General features: G+C 73.4%; 15 protein-coding genes. 6 read left to right on the top strand and 9 right to left on the bottom strand.

Annotated features, from left to right (window positions below):
* Positions 1-25: 25 nt before the first annotated feature.
* Positions 26-1,510 carry a serine/threonine protein kinase gene (locus tag HNR02_RS15860; protein ID WP_179773933.1) on the top strand — a complete coding sequence of 495 codons (1,485 nt, stop codon included), beginning with the start codon at positions 26-28 and terminating at the stop codon, positions 1,508-1,510.
* Here the strand turns inward: HNR02_RS15860 and HNR02_RS15855 are convergent.
* The 6 genes from HNR02_RS15855 to HNR02_RS15830 are packed head-to-tail and all read right to left on the bottom strand — an operon-like array spanning position 1,503 to position 9,626.
* A complete protein-coding gene (locus tag HNR02_RS15855) occupies positions 1,503-3,635 on the bottom strand; it encodes a transglutaminase TgpA family protein (protein ID WP_179773932.1) in 2,133 nt (710 codons plus the stop codon). The genes HNR02_RS15860 and HNR02_RS15855 overlap by 8 nt on opposite strands.
* Positions 3,632-4,774, bottom strand: coding sequence for a DUF58 domain-containing protein (locus HNR02_RS15850; protein ID WP_312861027.1), 1,143 nt, complete (start codon positions 4,772-4,774; stop codon positions 3,632-3,634). Before HNR02_RS15850 ends, HNR02_RS15855 begins: the two co-directional genes overlap by 4 nt.
* Positions 4,771-5,724 (bottom strand): AAA family ATPase, encoded by a 954-nt coding sequence (locus HNR02_RS15845; RefSeq protein ID WP_179773931.1) that lies wholly within the window; start codon positions 5,722-5,724, stop codon positions 4,771-4,773. Before HNR02_RS15845 ends, HNR02_RS15850 begins: the two co-directional genes overlap by 4 nt.
* A 5-nt stretch (positions 5,725-5,729) precedes the next feature.
* On the bottom strand, positions 5,730-7,649 hold the full coding sequence (locus tag HNR02_RS15840; protein WP_179773930.1) for a fibronectin type III domain-containing protein: 1,920 nt from the start codon (positions 7,647-7,649) through the stop codon (positions 5,730-5,732).
* Between the two features lies 1 nt (position 7,650).
* Entirely contained in the window at positions 7,651-8,955 is a 1,305-nt protein-coding gene (locus HNR02_RS15835; protein WP_179773929.1) for a sensor histidine kinase, read from the bottom strand.
* Entirely contained in the window at positions 8,952-9,626 is a 675-nt protein-coding gene (locus tag HNR02_RS15830) for a response regulator transcription factor (RefSeq protein WP_179773928.1), read from the bottom strand. Before HNR02_RS15830 ends, HNR02_RS15835 begins: the two co-directional genes overlap by 4 nt.
* Positions 9,627-9,766: 140 nt before the next feature.
* Here HNR02_RS15830 and HNR02_RS15825 point away from each other — a divergent pair, with 140 nt between their 5' ends.
* Positions 9,767-10,429 carry a response regulator transcription factor gene (locus HNR02_RS15825; protein WP_179773927.1) on the top strand — a complete coding sequence of 221 codons (663 nt, stop codon included), beginning with the start codon at positions 9,767-9,769 and terminating at the stop codon, positions 10,427-10,429.
* Positions 10,430-10,436: 7 nt separating this feature from the next.
* On the opposite strand, the gene HNR02_RS15820 is transcribed toward HNR02_RS15825, so the two are convergent.
* Positions 10,437-11,396: an NADP-dependent oxidoreductase gene (locus HNR02_RS15820; protein WP_179773926.1), complete on the bottom strand. Its 960-nt coding sequence runs from the start codon at positions 11,394-11,396 to the stop codon at positions 10,437-10,439.
* 85 nt (positions 11,397-11,481) lie between these two features.
* On the opposite strand from HNR02_RS15820, the gene HNR02_RS15815 reads away from it, so the two are divergent.
* The 4 genes from HNR02_RS15815 to HNR02_RS15800 all read left to right on the top strand — a co-directional run bounded on the left by HNR02_RS15815 (position 11,482) and on the right by HNR02_RS15800 (position 14,509).
* Positions 11,482-12,054, top strand: a complete 573-nt coding sequence (locus HNR02_RS15815; RefSeq protein ID WP_179773925.1) for a TetR/AcrR family transcriptional regulator — start codon at positions 11,482-11,484, stop codon at positions 12,052-12,054.
* Between the two features lie 128 nt (positions 12,055-12,182).
* On the top strand, positions 12,183-12,755 hold the full coding sequence (locus tag HNR02_RS15810; RefSeq protein ID WP_179773924.1) for an excalibur calcium-binding domain-containing protein: 573 nt from the start codon (positions 12,183-12,185) through the stop codon (positions 12,753-12,755).
* Positions 12,752-13,381, top strand: a complete 630-nt coding sequence (locus HNR02_RS15805) for a class F sortase (RefSeq protein WP_179773923.1) — start codon at positions 12,752-12,754, stop codon at positions 13,379-13,381. The genes HNR02_RS15810 and HNR02_RS15805 overlap by 4 nt, the downstream gene beginning before the upstream one ends.
* Before the next feature lie 150 nt (positions 13,382-13,531).
* A complete protein-coding gene (locus HNR02_RS15800) occupies positions 13,532-14,509 on the top strand; it encodes a zinc-dependent alcohol dehydrogenase family protein (RefSeq protein ID WP_179775944.1) in 978 nt (325 codons plus the stop codon).
* Here HNR02_RS15800 and HNR02_RS15795 read toward each other — a convergent pair.
* Together HNR02_RS15795 and HNR02_RS15790 are read right to left on the bottom strand one after the other, a co-directional pair.
* Complete coding sequence (locus HNR02_RS15795) at positions 14,476-15,099, bottom strand: class I SAM-dependent methyltransferase (protein WP_179773922.1); 624 nt, start codon at positions 15,097-15,099, stop codon at positions 14,476-14,478. The genes HNR02_RS15800 and HNR02_RS15795 overlap by 34 nt on opposite strands.
* Entirely contained in the window at positions 15,089-16,102 is a 1,014-nt protein-coding gene (locus HNR02_RS15790; protein ID WP_179773921.1) for an NAD(P)/FAD-dependent oxidoreductase, read from the bottom strand. The genes HNR02_RS15795 and HNR02_RS15790 overlap by 11 nt, the downstream gene beginning before the upstream one ends.
* Positions 16,103-16,219: the final 117 nt, after the last annotated feature.

Raw genomic sequence — 16,219 nt, 5'->3', positions numbered from 1 at the left:
GGCGATCACGAGGATGAGCACCACGATGGCGACTGAGCGGACCTTCGGGGACCTGGTGCCCCTGGGTGACGGGCCGAGCGCCACCGTGTTCGCCGGGGTGCACGAGAACGCCGCGTTCGCGCTCAAGGTCTACCCCGGGCGTCTCGACCGCGGCACGCGTTCGCAGCTGGACAGCGAACTGGCGGCGCTGACCGCGGTGCGCGGCCGGGCCCCGGTCCTGGTGGCCGACGCCGTGCAGTCGCTGCCCGACGGGCGGTGCGCGCTGCGGATGGAACTGTGCGCGCAGTCCCTGCCGGAACTGATCGGCGCGTTCGGTCCGATGACGGCCGGTGACGCGCTGGGCCTGGGCCGCTCGCTGGCGACCGCACTGGCCGCGGCGCACGCCGCCGGCCAGGTGCACGGCGGCGTCACACCGGGCAACGTCCTGTTCCGCGCCTCCGGCGAGGCCGTGCTGTCGGACTTCGGCCTCACGCTGCGCCGCGCTTTCCCGCGCGAACCGGGGCACGACTTCCTGGCGCCGGAAACGCTGCGCGACGGCACGGCCGACGAGCGGTCCGACCTGTACGGGCTGGGCGCGGTGCTGTACCTGGCACTGTCCGGCCGGTCACCGCACCAGGGACGGCCCGGCGAGCAGGAGGGCGAACTGGTGCTGCGGGTCCTCCGGGAGCCGGTGCCGCCGCTCGACCGGCACGATCTGCCCGCGGGGCTGGGGGCGCTGGTGGCGTCGCTGCTCGCCAAGGACCCGGACGCCCGGCCGCTGGACGCGGCGACGGTCGCCGCGCGGTTGGGCACGGTGCTCGGGCCGCCGCCACCCGCGGCGGGGGGTGCCGCGTTCGATGACTTCGCCGCCGCGGGGTGGGTGCCGCGGGTGCCGGTGTCCGGGCAGCCGTGGCCGCCGCAGGGGCAGATGCCGGTGCCGGTGCCACAAGGGCAAGCGCCGGTGATGCCGCAGGCGGTGCCCGCGGCGCAGCCGCCCAGCACGCACGGTTTCCCCCCGCCCGGCGCACCCGCGTTCACTCCGGCACCCGCCCCCCACCTGGGCGAACCGCTCGTCGTGTACGGGCCGGACACCACACCGCGGCGGCGGCCCCGGCGGACGGCGTCGTTCGTGGCGGCGCTGGCGGGGTTGTCGATCCTCGCGATCGCCGCCGTGCTGCTGCTGGTCAACACGCCCGAGGAGCTGGACGTGCCGGAGGTGCCCCCGGTCATCGGCGCGCCCACCCTGACCGCGCCCCCGAGCCGGGCCGTGCAGCTGATCCTGAACGAGCCGGTGGACCAGGGTGACTACGTCGAACTGTCCTGGCAGAGCAGCGAGGCGCTGGACTTCGCGCTCGTGGTCGCCGCCGAGGGCCAGGAAACCGCGACGATCCTCGTGCAGCGCAACACCACTTACCGCCTGCGCGTGGACCCCGTGCTCAAGTACTGCTTCCAGATCAAGGGCACCGACGGCGGCCCGCAGATCTTCGAGAGCCAGGTCAAACCTTTCCGCGGCGCGAGCTGCGTCAGCTAGCCCGCAGCAACGTCCACGGCTCCAGCGCGGCCCGCACCCGCGCCCGCACACCCCGCCGGGCCAGGCCACGCCGCACCCGCCGAACCGACTCCCACGCGTGCGCCGCCCGGCCCTCCTCCAGTGCCGCCCCGGACCACAGAGCCACGTCGACGGTGCGCCCCAACGACAACAGTTCGTCCACAGTGGAACGATCCACCACGCGAGTGGCGGCGGAGGCCAGATCGCGCACCGTCATCCCCGCCGTCACCGCCACACCGTGGGCCCGCAGCCGGTCACGCGCCTCCTCCCACGCGCCGACCACCGCCGCCGCCCCGGGACGCCGCCGTCGCCGCCAGGCGCGCACCGCCTTCGTCACCGGGATGCCGAGCACCAGGAGCACCACGACGGCGAGCACAGCGGCGAGCGAAACCAGCCAGGGAAAGTCGAATCCGCCGGAGCCGCCCTCGACCGGTTCCCCGCCCGGCGCCACCGGCGGGTTCTGCAGGTCCTGCGAGGCGGGCAGTTGCGCCCGCGCGCCCGCCGTCGCGGCGGCCAGACCGACCTCCGAGGTCCCGGCGGACATCGCCGTGCCCGTCGGATCCAGCGGCACCCATCCGACGCCCTCGACGGCGACCTCCGGCCAGGCCAGGACATCGCCGTTGCGCACCACCTGCGTACCGGCGGGATCCGCGGCAGGCGCCCGGTAGCCGACCACCAGGCGTGCCGGGATGCCCCGCACCCTGGCCAGCGCCACGTACGCGGCGGCGAACTGTTCGCTGGTGCCGCGCTTGCTGCCGGTCAGGAACTCCGTCAGCTGCGGCCAGGCGTGACCGGTCGGCAGGTTCTGCCCGGTCGCCAGCCGGTAGTTCTCGCGGAAGTACCGTTCCAGGGCGAGCGCCGCCTGGAAGGTCGGCCGGATGCCGCTCACGGCGCGCTCGGCCAGCTCCGCGATGCCGGGCGGGACGGCGCCGACGCCGGAGAGCCCGCCGGGGGCGGTGGCGTCGATGTTCGCGCCGAGCAGTGACCCCGCCGGGATCCGCGGGGCCCACCAGGTGAGGTCGTAACCGGTGGCCCGGCCGTCGTCCGGCACCAGCAGCGTGCCCTGCTGCTCCTCGACCAGCGGCGCGGCGCCGGAGACGCCCGCGGGCCAGGTCTGGCTGGGCAGCCACGGGCCGCCGAGGTCGAGCGACTCGATCCGCGCGTTCCGTTGCTCCACCGGCACGGTCACCTCGGGGCTCGGCCGCAGTTCGGTGCCGAGCGTGCGGTAGCGGCCGCCCGGCGACCAGTTCACCCCGTCGAACTCGTCCAATACCACCACCGGCCACCGGTCCACCCCGGCGCCGCCGCGCACCGTGAACACGGGTGCGGTCGGATGTGCGAGGCGGTAGGCGATCTCGTCCAGCGGGTTGGCGACCCGCACCGGGGCCAGCGGCGCCAGCTGCTCGTCCTTGAGCGAGTACCGGGCCTGCGGTGACGGCAGCAGCACCCCGGCCAGGACGGCGCACGCCACGCACAACGCCACCGGCACGATCGCCAGCCCGGGCCGCTGCGGTCCATTGCGGACTGTCGCGAGCAGACCGCCCGCGGCGAGCGCGTAGGCCCCGGCGGCGAGCACCGCGGGCCAGCCGGACAGCGCCACGTAGAACTGGCCGAGCACCCCGACGGCGAGACTCGGCAGCAGCGCCACCAGCGGTTTCGTCTGCCGGAGCACCAGCTCGGCCCCGAGCACCGACGCGACCAGCACCAGCAACGGCACGAAGAGCAGCACCGCCGGTTCCGGGCGGGCGGGCCAGGTTGACTGCAGGGCCAGCTGCCAGGACTGGGTCACCCCGCCTGCCAGCGCACCCGGTGTCGCGGCGATCGGCACCCCGGCGGGCCACAGGGTGGTCGCGGCGACCGCCACCAGCCCGGCCAGCACGGTGAACAGCGGCCGCCACGGCACGAGCCCGCCCCGCGAGGCGAGCCACGCGACCCCGAACACGACGACCGCGGGCACCACGACCGGCAGCAGAAGCGCCCCCACGCCGAACACCGGCGCGAACAACAACCCGACGAGCACGGCGGCCAGCGTCACCCATCCCGCCCCCACCACCCGCGCGCTCACCAACGCCCCCACCGGGGGAAGTCCGGCGGCACGGGTGTTCATCCGGCCACCTCGTTCCACTGCCGCACCGCGGCCGCCGCGTCGGGCGCGCCCAGTACGCGTGCACCGGCCACCGCTCCGGCTCGCCGGCCCGCTCCCAGCGCGATCAGGAAGATCGACGCGAACCGGTCGTTCAGCCAGCTCAACGCGGGCAACCCCACCCCGGCCGAGGTCACCATCACCAGGCACCCGCCGGATCCGCTGCGTGCCGCGAGCGCCGCCGGGACCAGCGAGTCGTCCGGGCCGGTCTGCCGCACCTGGCACAGTTCGTCGAGCAGCTGGCGCGTCGCGGGCAGGCCGCCGGGCGTGGGCAGGTCGATCCCCGACGAAGTGACCAGTCGCGCGGGCGAACCGGCGCGGGCCGCGGCCACCAGCAGGGACGCGGCGACGTCCACGGCCTCTTCGAAACCCTCCGGCGGGAGCGCGTCGGCGCGAGTGTCGAGCAGCAGTGTGAACCGGGGCTGCTCCGGGTCGATCAGATCGCGCACCATGAGCCGCCCACTGCGCGCGGTCGCCTTCCAGTGCACGTGCCGCACCTCGTCGCCGGGCTGGTACTCGCGCACGTCCTGCAGGTCGACCGAACCCCGCAGTGAATCGTCGGTCCGCGCGCCCTCGTGGTGGTGCCGGGGATGACCGCTGACCAGCACCCGCGCGGGCAGCTGCCGCGGATGCACCCACAGCGTCGAGGTTTCCCCGGTCGGCAACCGGTTGGCGGAGAGGCCGAACGGATCGGTGCGGTGCAGGGTCAGCGGGCCGACCGGGTGCCTGCCGCGCGCGCCCGTGGGCAGTTCGTAGTGGTAGGCCGCCTCCGCGCCGGGCGCCAGCGGCCGGATCCGCACGGTCTGCGTGCGCCCGCCGAGCCCGTCGGTCGCCAGCGCCGCGGGCTGACGGCCCTCGCCCGGGTTCTTCACGCGCAGCCGGGCCAGCGCGGCACTGCCCCGCTCGACCCGGTCCGGGTACACGTCGCGGCGCACCTCCACCTTGAGCCCGCGGGCGGTGATCACCACCGCCGCGAGCACCGCCACCAGCGCCACCGCCCCCAGCGCGCGCAGCAACGGATATCCGCCCCAGTGCCCGAACACCAGCAACGGCACGGCCGCGACCAGCACGGCCACGCCACGTCCGGTGAGGCGCATCGTCATCGGACGGCCGTGCTGACCGCCGGTGCCGGGGTGGCGGAGGTGACCTCGTCGACGATCTCCGCCGTGCGGCGACCGTTCAGCTCGGCGTCGGTGGTCAGGATCAGCCGGTGCGACAACACCGGCACGGCCACGTCCTTGACGTCGTCCGGGGTGACGAACGCCCGGCCCTGCGTCGCGGCCAGCGCCTGCGCGGTCCGGACCAGCGCGATGCTGCCGCGCGGGCTGGCGCCGTACCGCACGGCGGCGTGCTCACGGGTCGCCGCCGCGAGCCGGGCCGCGTAGTCGACCACGGCGCGGTCCAAATGCGACCGTCGCACGTCCTCGATCGCCTGGCGCAGCACGCCGATGTCCACCACGGTCGGCAGCTCGTCCGCGGTGACGCCGGCGCACTCGCTCATGATCACCAGCACTTCCGAGGCCACGTCCGGATAACCGACCGACAGCCGCATGAGGAACCGGTCCAGCTGCGCCTCGGGCAGCCGGTAGGTGCCCTCCATCTCGATCGGGTTCTGCGTCGCCACCACGAGAAACGGCCGCGGCACCTCGTGCGCCACACCGTCCACGGTGACCCGCCGCTCGGACATGACCTCCAGCAGCGCGGACTGCGTCTTCGGGGTGCCGCGGTTGATTTCGTCGGCGACCACGATGTTCGCGAACACCGCGCCCTGGTGGAACCCGAACTCCTCGTCCTTCTGGTGGAAGACGTTGACGCCGGTGATGTCGCCGGGCAGCAGGTCCGGCGTGAACTGGATGCGGCTCCACTGCCCGCCGATGCTGCGGGCCAGGCACCGGGCCAGCGTCGTCTTGCCCAGACCCGGCACGTCCTCGATCAGCAGGTGCCCCTCGGCCAGCATCGCGGCCACCGCGAGGCGGACCAGTTCCGGCTTGCCGCGGATCACCTGCTGCACGTTGTTCGCGATGAGGCCGGCGACCTCGCCCGCCCGTGTCATGCCGTTCACGATCCTCCCGGCCATACGTAGTGTGCGGATTCGATGCCGTTCACCGACACCCAGACCTCATAACCCGTGCTCTCGAAGGGGAAGTCCTCGAAGACTTCGTTGCCCTCGGAGTCGGTGGTGATGCCTCGCCCGGGATTGTCGTAGTCGGTGTTGGTGGAGTGGACCTCGACCTCGTAGAACGTGTTGGGCTCGAACCCGGTCATCTCGACGCGCATGTACGCGCAGTCGTCATCGCAGCCTTCGTAGGTGGTGTCCTCGCCCCTGGTCACCGTGATCTTCGGTTGCCGTTGCACGGGAACCAGGGTCTGCACCGTCGCCGGGGCACCGCGCCCGGCGCTGTTCTCGGCCACGACCGTGACGGTGTAGGTGACGCCTTCCCGCAGCCCGGACAGCGTGGCCGACCGGGCGCCGCCCGCGCGGGTCATCGATCCGCCCGTGCCCGAGGCGGGCTGCCAGGACACGTGGTACGCGGTCACGGCGGCCCCGTTGCCCGGCGCCGCACCCCAGGTGAGCTGCACGTCCGTGCCCTGCACGACGGCACGCAGGCCCGGCGGCAGACCGGGCGGGGTCGCCGGGGCCGGTGGCGGCTGCGGCGGCGGGGCAGGTGGCGGTGCGGGCGGTGGTGCAGGCGGCGGGGTCCGCGTGGCCGGTGGCTGCACGGGTCCCTGCTGCTGGTAGTTCCCGCCACCGGGCTGCGCGGGTGGTTGCGCGGGCGGGACGGGAGGCTGGGCCGGGGTGTTCGTCTCCGGCGGCACGACGGGCACCTCCGGCTCCGGCGGTGGCTGGACCGGAACGCTCGACGTGTCCGGCGGCGGCCCGACCACCGGCACCTGGTTCACCGCGCCGTCGTGGTCGACCACCATCACGTGCCGTCCCTCGGCGCCGTCCACGTAGACGCGGGCGTCCTCGCCACGGGACAACCGCGGTTCGCCCGCCTCCGGCGGTACCGCCATCGTCCGTTGTGGACGGCCCGCGCTGGTGTAGGTGAGCACCGAACCCCGTGTGAGGTCGAGCAGGACGACCGACGATCCGCTGACCGTCGGACCGGCGTAGTCGCCCTCGACCAATCCAACGCTGATCGGCGGCGCCGGCGGGCGCCGCGCGTCCAGTCCCGCGGAGTCGACGAGGTGCAGCCGCCGGTTCGACGGGTCGAGCACGGCGACCCGCCCGTCCGCGTCGGCCGGGGAGACCTTCGCGTCCGGTGGGGCGTCCACGCGCAGCGGGACCGGCTCGCCGAGCCCGTCACCGGACACGAGGCGGAGGGTGTCGGCGGTGGTGTCCACGAACGCGGCGCGCTGCCCGACCACCGTCAGCGATCCGCTGTGCCCCGGCGTCGTCGCGGCAGGGCAGGAGATCCGGTCGGCCCCCTTCGGCAGCTGGCACAGCACCCCGGAGTCGAGCCGGTGCAGCCACAGCGTGCCGTCCGGGGTCGCGACCGGATCGCCGAGCGCGCCACCGGCCGGGATCGTCGCCGACACGTCGCCGAGCCGCACCACGCTGCCCGCCTCCCGGTACACCAGGTACGGGCCGCCCGGCGCCTCGATCGCCACCGGCACCTCACCCGTCGGCGGCGCCAGGCTCCGCTCCACGCTGAGGCTGGACTTGCCGAACTCGTAGATCCGCGACCGGCCCACCACGTAGCCGCTGGTCTCGCCCTGCACCACCTGGCTGCCCGGTTCCATCCCGGGCACCTCGGCCGAGGCGTCGACGGTCCGCGCCGCGCCGTTGATGTGGTAGACGCGGTTGAGCTCCGGGAACGCCACCCAGTGCCCGGCCTGCGCCAGGTACAGACCGGTCAGCGGCCTGCCCGCGGCCGAGACCGCGACCGCGACACCGGCGACCACGACCGCGACCAGCAGCGCCATCGGCAGCCTGCGGCGCAGACCCGTTCTCGTGCGCGGAGCCTGATCGTCCATTTCAGACCTGCCCTCGGTACTGGCCGTACATCGGCACCGCCGGATCGCCGGCGCTGACCGGCAGCACCAGCTCGAAGATCGCGCCGCCCTCGTCGGCGTTGTACACCCGCAGCATGCCACCGTGCGCCTGGGCGACCCACCGCACGATCGACAATCCGAGGCCGCTGGAGCCGCCCCCACTGGTGAACCGGTCGAAGTTCTCCCGGGCCACGGAGGGATCGATGCCGGGCCCGTGGTCGGCGACGGTGACCCTGCCGCCCGCCACGGTGATGTGCACGAGCGCCTCGGCGCCGGGCTGCCGCCCGTACCGCAGCGCGTTGTCCAGCAGGTTGCTGATGGCGCGCTGGACGAGCGCCGGGTCGGCGTCGACACGGGTCGGCGCGGTCGTGAGGGTCACCCGCGAGCCTTCGGTCGGGGTCTCCTCGACCACCCCCGCGACCAGCTGGTCCAGCCACACCGGCTGGATCGCGAGCCGCTCGACCCCGGCGGCGAGGCGGGCCCGCACCAGCAGACCGTCGATGATCGAGCCCATCCGCCCGGCCAGGCGGACCGTGCGCGGCAGCAGTTCGGCGCCCTGGTCGGGGTGCCGCGTCGCGGTCTCGGCCAGCGCCCGCAGCGCCGCGACCGGGGTGCGCAGGTCGTGCGCGGTCTCCGCCAGCAGCACCTCCTGCTGTTCCAGCGCCGCCGACGCGGGCCGGATCGCGCGGCCGGACAACGCGTACCCGGCCACCGCGACCGCGGCGAGCAGCAGCACGCATCCGCCGATCACCATCAGCACCACCTGCTCGTGCCGCGACTGCTCCGGTTCGGCGTCCATGACCGCGACCACCGCGCCGATGTACTGGCCGCTGGAGTTGCGGAACGGCTCCGCGCCGATCCGGACCAGACGGCCGTCGGTGGCACGCACGTTGCCCTCCAGCAGGGCGCCGGACTGGGCGGCGCGCTGGGCCAGGCCACCCAGCACCGCGTTGTCCACCGGCACGCAGCTGCGCTGGCTGAAGAACGGGTCGAACGGCTCGACCCCGCTGGGCAGCACCGCGAACTGGGGACATTTGGTGCTCAGCTCGTCCTCGGCGAGGAAGGCCGTGATCAGCGCGTCGTCATACTGCAGCACGCGGGACATCGTGGAGGTGACGCGCCGCAGCTCGCCGTCCAGCGCCTGTTCGCCGCGGTCGCCGTCGGCCTGCACCACCAGCACGGCGAACACCAGCAGGCCGACCGCGTTGAGGGCGGTGAACAGACCGGTGAGCACCCAGCGCAGGCGCCGCAGCCGCTCCGCCGCGGAACCGGGGCGCGGGCTCGTCACGGTGCCATCCGGTAGCCGACGCCGCGGACGGTGTGCACCAGTTCCGGTTCGCCGAGCTTGCGCCGCAGCCGCCGCACCACCACGTCGACCACGTTGGACATCGGGTCGGAGCTGGAGTCCCAGCAGTGCTCGATCAGCTCGTCCCGCCTGACCACCCCGTCCGGCCGCGCCATCAGGTACTCGAGCACGGCGAACTCCTTGCCGGACACGGTCAGCAGCGTGCCGCCGCGGCGGACCTCCCGGCGGGCGCAGTCCAGTTCGAGGTCGCTGTGCCGGAGTACGGAGGGCCGCCCGCCGCCGGAGCGGCGGCACAGCGCCAGAACCCGCGCGGCCAGTTCGGCCGCCGCGAACGGTTTGACCAGGTAGTCGTCGCCGCCGTGCTCGAACCCGGCGATGCGGTCGTGCACCGTGTCGCGCGCGGTGAGGAACAGCACCGGGACCGCCCAGCCGGACTGGCGGCGCCGGTGCACGTACCCGATGGCGTCACCATCGGGCAGCATGCGGTCGAAGACGACGCAGTCCGGATCGGCCCCGTCGAGCGCCGCGGTGGCACCCGCGAGATCGCCTGCCGCCTCGACCCGCAGGTCCGCCGCCGTCAGCTCGGCGGTCACGGCCACGCGCAGGTCCTCGTCGTCCTCGACCACCAGTACCCGGGCCGGCTGCCGGGGCATCGAAGAGGAGGGCACCGTGCTCGTCCAGTCCTTCGTCACAGGGAGCGTCGCACCGGGAGCTTAGCGTCCATCCGGGTGCGCTTAGACCGTTTTGCCGAATCTGGCAGGAACCGGCCGCCGCACGGCGATAGGCTGATCAAGTGCGTGTGCTGGTCACCGAGGACGACGAGAACCTCCGGGTGGCCGTGGAGGGGTCGTTGCGCGGGTCCGGGTTCGCGGTGGACGTGGCGCTGGACCTGGGTGGCGCGGACGAGGCCGTGAGCGTCAACTCCTACGACTGCACGGTGTTCGACCGGATGCTCCCCTCGGGCGACTCGCTGCGCTTCGTGTCGGCGTTGCGGCAGCGCGGGTGGGCGGTACCGGTGCTGTTCCTGACCGCGCGCGACACGGTCGACGATCGCATCGCCGGTCTGGCGTGGGGCGACGACTACCTGGTCAAACCGTTCGAGATGGCGGAGCTGGTGGTGCGGGTGCGCAGCCTGTGCCGCCGCGGAGCCGCCCGGATCGCCCCGGTGCTGCGGCACGGCGACCTCGAACTGGACACGGGCCGGTACGAGGTCCGCCGGGCGGGTGCCCTGCTGCCGGTGACGACGAAGGAGTTCGTCGTGCTGCAACGGCTCCTCGCGGCGGGCGGACGGGCGGTCCGCCGGGCCGACCTGATAGCCGCGGCGTGGGACGAGTACGTGCCGCCCGCGTCGAACGTGCTGGACGTGCTGATCGCGGGACTGCGCCGGAAGCTGGGGCCACCGCCGGTGCTGCACACCGTGCGGGGCGTCGGTTACGTGCTGGGCGGCACCGGCTGAGGAGTGCCTACAGGTCGATGACGACCTTTCCGTGCACGTGGCGCCCCGCCTGGAGCTCGACCGCGGCACGGATCCGCTCGACCGGGAAGCTCGCCGCGATCGGGACCCGGAGACGGCCCGCCGCGACCAGGCCGGCGATCTCCTCGATGGCGCCGGGTGCCGCGTTGGCGCCGTTCGCCGACGTGATCCCGTCGACCTGCCCGGCAATGGTGGTGATGCGCTCGTCGGGCACGCCGAGTTCGCGTGCCGCCCGCACGGTGTCCGTCCCGTGCAGGTCCATGGCGGCGGTGACGCCCGCGGGAGCCAGCGCACGGACCCGGTCGACCAGACCATCGCCGTAGGTGACCGGCTCGGCCCCCAGGGCGCGCAGCGCCTCGGCCGAGGTTGCCGACCCCGTCCCGATCACGCGCGCCCCCGCGAGGCGCGCGAGCTGGACGGCGAACACGCCTACGCCGCCGCCCGCGCCGCCGATGAGCACCGTGTCACCCGGGCCCGGCTCGACCACGGCCAGCGCCGCGGCCGCTGTGCAGCCCGCGATGGCGAGGACCGCGGCGGTGCGGTCGTCGACGCCGTCCGGGGTGCGGTGCGCTTCGCCGCCCACCGCGATGGTTCCGGCTTCGTCCACGATGACGTGGTCGGCGACCGCGCGGGACAGGGCGCCGCCGAACACGCGGTCACCGACCGCGAACTCACTCACGCCGTCACCGACCTGATCCACGGTCCCGGCGTAGTCGGTGCCGAATCCGCAGGGCAGGCTCAAGCCGAATCGCGCGGCGGTTTCCGCGTCGGAGGTCATGAACCAGTCCATCGGGTTCAGGCCGGCCGCGCTGACCCGCACCCGGATCTGCCCCGGGCCGGCCTGTGGCGCGGGTACCTCGCGGACGTTCAAGTTCTCCGGTCCGCCGAACGACTCGAACCGGACCGCCCGGCTCATGCCCGCTGACGTGGTGACGCTCGGTTCTGCCATGTTCTCCTGCTCTCCTGGAGCGCGCCTAAACGGACTACGCTTCGGTTAGTACCGTCAACCTACCACAACTGGAGCGTGATCCGTTTTGGCTGCCGGGAAGACTCGTGGACCACGGGCGGACGCGACCCGCAACCGACGGCAGCTCCTGGACGTGGCGACCCGCTTGTTCGCCTCGGCCGAGGCCGAGCCGTCGATGCGCGCGATCGCCAACGAAGCCGGGGTCGGCATCGCCACGCTCTACCGGCACTTCCCCACCCGCGAGTCACTGGTCGACGCGGTCTACCGGGACCAGGTCTCACGGCTCACCACCGGCGCCCGTGAACTGCTCGCCCGCCTCGACCCACCCGCCGCGCTGCGACGGTGGATGGATCTGTTCGGGGAGTGGATCGCGACCAAGAACGGGATGCTCGACACGCTGCGCGCGATGGTCGAATCGGGCGAGATCGCCCACGCCCACACCCGGACCGAGCTGCTCGCGGCCATCGACGCCATTCTCGAAGCGGGCCGCACGAGCGGGGAACTCCGCGGCGACGTCCCCGCCGGGGACATCGCCGCCGCCCTCATCGGCATCTTCACCGTGGCCGGTTCCCCCGGGCACGAAGCGCTGGCGGCTCGCCTGCTGGACCTCCTGATGGACGGACTCCGGCCCGGACGGTGATCAAAGCCCGGATACCGCAATTATCCGGACAGCAATTTCCCCGAATTCGCGGTAACGTTCGTCCATTCCGGAACGACAAAGCGGCCGTATTATCGTGCTTCATTCTTTCCCGGAAAAGGACGCCCCCCATGTCCCTGATCAGACGCGTGCTCGGCGCGGTCGCGGTGGCGGGTATCGCACTGCTGGGCCCCGCTCCCGCGGTGTTCGCCACGGAATCGACCGACAAGAACTGCTCCGACTTCGAATACCAGGAAGACGCGCAGGCCGTTTACGACGCGGACCCGTCGGACCCGAACAATCTCGACGGTGACGACAACGACGGAATTGCCTGCGAAAGCCTGCCGCACAAGCCAGTCAGCCAGCCCTCCGGCACCTCCGCGCAAGCCCCGGCCGCCACGACGACCCCGTCCGATCTGGACTGCGCCGACTTCGCGACCCAGGCGCAGGCCCAAGCGGTCCTCGACGCCGACCGCAGCGACCCGCACCGCTTGGACGCCGACAAGGACGGCATCGCGTGTGAGTCCAGGTTCGGCGAGAAGTCGACCGGCGGCCAGGTCAAGGTGAAGCCCGCCGGTGGCGTGGACACCGGTGGCGGCGACGACGGCACCGACGCGGGCCCGGCCGTGGCGATCGGCGCGCTGGTGCTGCTCGGCGGCGGCGCCGGCACCGTCCTGCTGGTCCGGCGGCGCGCCGGCCGATGACCACCGTGCGATGGCGCCGATGGCTCGCGTTCGCGGTCATCGGCGCCGCCCTCACCGCCTGCGGCTCGCCCGCCCCGCAGCCCCCGGCGGCGGCCCCGCCGACCCCGGCACCGGCGAGCGCGCCCACCACGAGCGCGCCCGTCACGGCGGTCGAGGGACCGCTGCCGCGATCCGGACCGGTCGCGCTGGAGGTGCCCGCGATCGACGTCAGCACCGGGCCGATCATCGAACTAGGGCTGACCGGCGACGGCGCGCTCGAAGTGCCCGGCGACGCCGTGACGACCGGCTGGTTCACCGGCGGGCCGTCCCCCGGCCAGACCGGGCCCGCCGTGCTCGCGGCGCACGTCGACTACAACCACGTGCCCGGCACCTTCAACCGCCTCAAGGACCTGAAACCCGGAGACGAGGCCACCGTGCGCCGCGCCGACGGGACCACCGCCGTCTTCACCGTCTACCGCGTCGAGCGGTACCCGAAGTCGGCGTTCCCGACCGAGAAGGTCTACGGCGACACCGCCGGACCGGAACTGCGCATGATCACCTGCGGCGGTGACTTCGACCGGTCCACCCGCAACTACGAGGACAACGTCGTCGCCTACGCGCGCCTCACCCGGGCCTACCGCACCTGATCACGCCGTCGACCGCGCGAATGCGGGTTCCGCCGGTGGTCCGCCCGCCAGGGTGGGGTTTCCGCGCTAGTGAGAGAACTCGCCGGCTCGCGCTCTCACTTCGGGCGGCGGGCCCTCGGATCTCGTTAACGTCGGGGCATGTCCACCACGATGAAGGCAGTGGAGATCCGCTCGTTCGGCGACCCCGACGGCCTGGCGGTCGTCGACGTGCCCGTACCCGCTCCCGGACGCGGGCAGGTGCTGATCACGACCGAGGCGATCGGCGTCAGCGGTGCCGACACCCTGATCCGGAGCGGTGCGCTCGCGGCCTACGGCTTCACGGAGGGCCACATCCCCGGTGGGGAGGTGGCGGGCACCGTGACGGCGGTCGGCGAGGATGTCGACAGCGCGTGGGTCGGTCAGCGGGTATGGGCGTCCCCCGGGACGGGCGGCGGCTACGTCGAGCAAGCGCTCGCCCCGGCCGGGGAAGTCCTGGCCCTGCCCGCCGGGCTGTCCGCCGTGGACGCCGTGGCACTCGGAAGCTCCGGCGTGGTGGCCCATTTCGGACTGTCCACTCTGGAATCTGGTGATGCGGTGCTGGTGCGCGGGGCATCGGGCAGCATCGGGATCATGGCCGTGCAGCTCGCCTCCCGCATCGCCGGAGCGGTGGCCGTCACGACCTCGTCGGCGGAACGCGGCGACCGGCTACGCGACCTCGGCGCGACCCACGTGCTGGACCGCTCCGGCGAGGGCGGCGGCCCGGACGGCTACGACCTCATCCTCGACGTCGTGGCCGGCGCGGACCTGCCGTCCTTCCTCAGGCGACTCAACCCGAACGGCCGCCTGGTGGTGGTCGGCGCGGTCGGCGGTCAGCCACCCGCCGACTTCGGCACCGAGATCATGGCTGCCTTCCGGAAGTCACTGTCGTTCGCGACTTTCAGCGCGGACACGGTTCCGGCCGCCGAGCGGGCCTCCGTGCGTGCGGCGCAGCTCACCGCCGCCGCCAACGGCGAGTTGCGTGCCGTGGTGCACGATGTGCTGCCGCTGGCGCAGGCCGCCTCGGCGCACCGGAGGATGGACGCCGGTGAGGTCTTCGGTCGCATCGTGCTGACTCCTCAGCCCCATCGAGCGCGCAGCACGGCGTCGTGAATGGTCACCTCGTTTCCGTCGCCGTCCGTGGCCGTGCGCGGGCGGGCATCGGCCACCTCGGTGGTCCATCCGGCGGGCAGCCAGGCCGCCGCCTCCTCGGCGGTGGTGAACCGTTCGGGCAGGTTCGGGCGCCCGACCGTGGTCTCCAGATCCGACGGGTGGTGCTGGACCAGGAGCAACGTGCCGCCCGGCGCGGCCGCTCCGGCGAGCCGGGTGAGCACCGTGCGCAACTCGGGCTTCGGCAGGTGCAGGAAGTGCGCCGAGATCAGGTCGAACCGGCGCTCGCCCGGATCCCAGGTGGTCACGTCGCCGTGCACCCACTCCACGCGGTCCGCGAGCCCTGCCCGCGAGGCGTGCTCGGCTCCGCGCCGCAGTGCCGTCGCGGCGAAGTCCAGCGCGGTCACCTGCCACCCGCGTCCGGCGAGCCAGCAGGTGTCCGCGCCCTCACCGGCGCCGACGTCGAGCACCCTGCCCGGGGGCAGGTCCGCGACCTCGGCGACGAGCTGCGCGTTCGGCTGTCCACTCCAGACGGACGAGTTCGAGCGGTACCGCTCCTCCCAGAACTCCTCCCCGAACGCGTCAGATCCCATGGCGGCGCGCCCCCAGCACCAGTTCGCTGACTTCGCTCTCGCCGTCGAACACCCCGGCACGGTGCGCGGCGACCGCGGCGCGGGTGTCCTCGGCGATGAGGTCCGCGTTGATCGCCACGCCCGCCATCAGCCCGCCCGACGCGGACACGACCACCTGCGCCATGAGGTTCGTGACGTTGCCCGCCACCCACACGCCCGGCACCGAGGTCGCCCCGGTCGGGTCCGCGGCCACGAACGAACCCACGACGTGCCCCTGCATGACCTGGTCGGTCAGTTCGAGCCCGAGCGCGGTCAGCAGCCCGCTGTTGGCGGTGAACCGCGGCGCGACGACCACCACCTGCCGCGGCACGACCTCACCGGAGCGCATCCGCACCCCGGTCAGCCGGTCGTCCTCGACCTCGACGGCGGCGACTTCACCCTCGACCACCCGGATACCGCGCGCGGCCAGCTCCTCCCGTTCCCCACCGGTCAGCTCCGGGACGCGGTGCCGGAACAACGTCACGTCCGCGCTCAGCTGCCGCCACATCTGCGCCGCGTGGACGGCCATCGGATTGCTGCCGACCACACCGATGGCCTGGTCGCGTACCTCCCAGCCGTGGCAGTACGGGCAGTGCAGCACGTCGCGCCCGAACCGCCCGGCGAGGCCCCCGATGTCGGGCAGCTCGTCGGTCAGCCCGGTCGTCACGAGCAGCCTGCGCGCACCGACGGACCGGCCGTCGGCGAGCGTGACCCGGAAACCGTCGCCTGCCCGGACGGCCGCCGTCACGGTTGCCTCGACGATCTCCCCGCCGTACTCGCGGACCTCGTCGCGGCCGATCGCGACCAGCTCACCCGGCGGCGTCCCCTCGCGGCCCAGGTAGTTGTGCACGTGCCCGGCGGATGCGTTGCGCGGCTCACCCGCGTCGACGACCAGCACCGACCGGCGCGCCCTCGACAGGGCCTTCGCCCCGGACAGTCCGGCCGCGCCACCACCCACGACGACCACGTCGTACGTCTCGTTCACCCTGTTCGTCCCTCCGCTCGTGGATCCCACGAGCGACTATCCGCGCGCGACCGAAGGGTGACAAGAAAGTTTGCGGGTTTGGCAAATCCCGTCGTTCCCGGCCGGCGTGAACCGGCG

Origin of the sequence: Amycolatopsis endophytica (genome assembly GCF_013410405.1) — a bacterium.
In the GTDB taxonomy this organism is placed as follows: Bacteria; Actinomycetota; Actinomycetes; order Mycobacteriales; family Pseudonocardiaceae; genus Amycolatopsis_E; species Amycolatopsis_E endophytica.
This window is presented reverse-complemented; position numbering and strand designations above follow the sequence as displayed.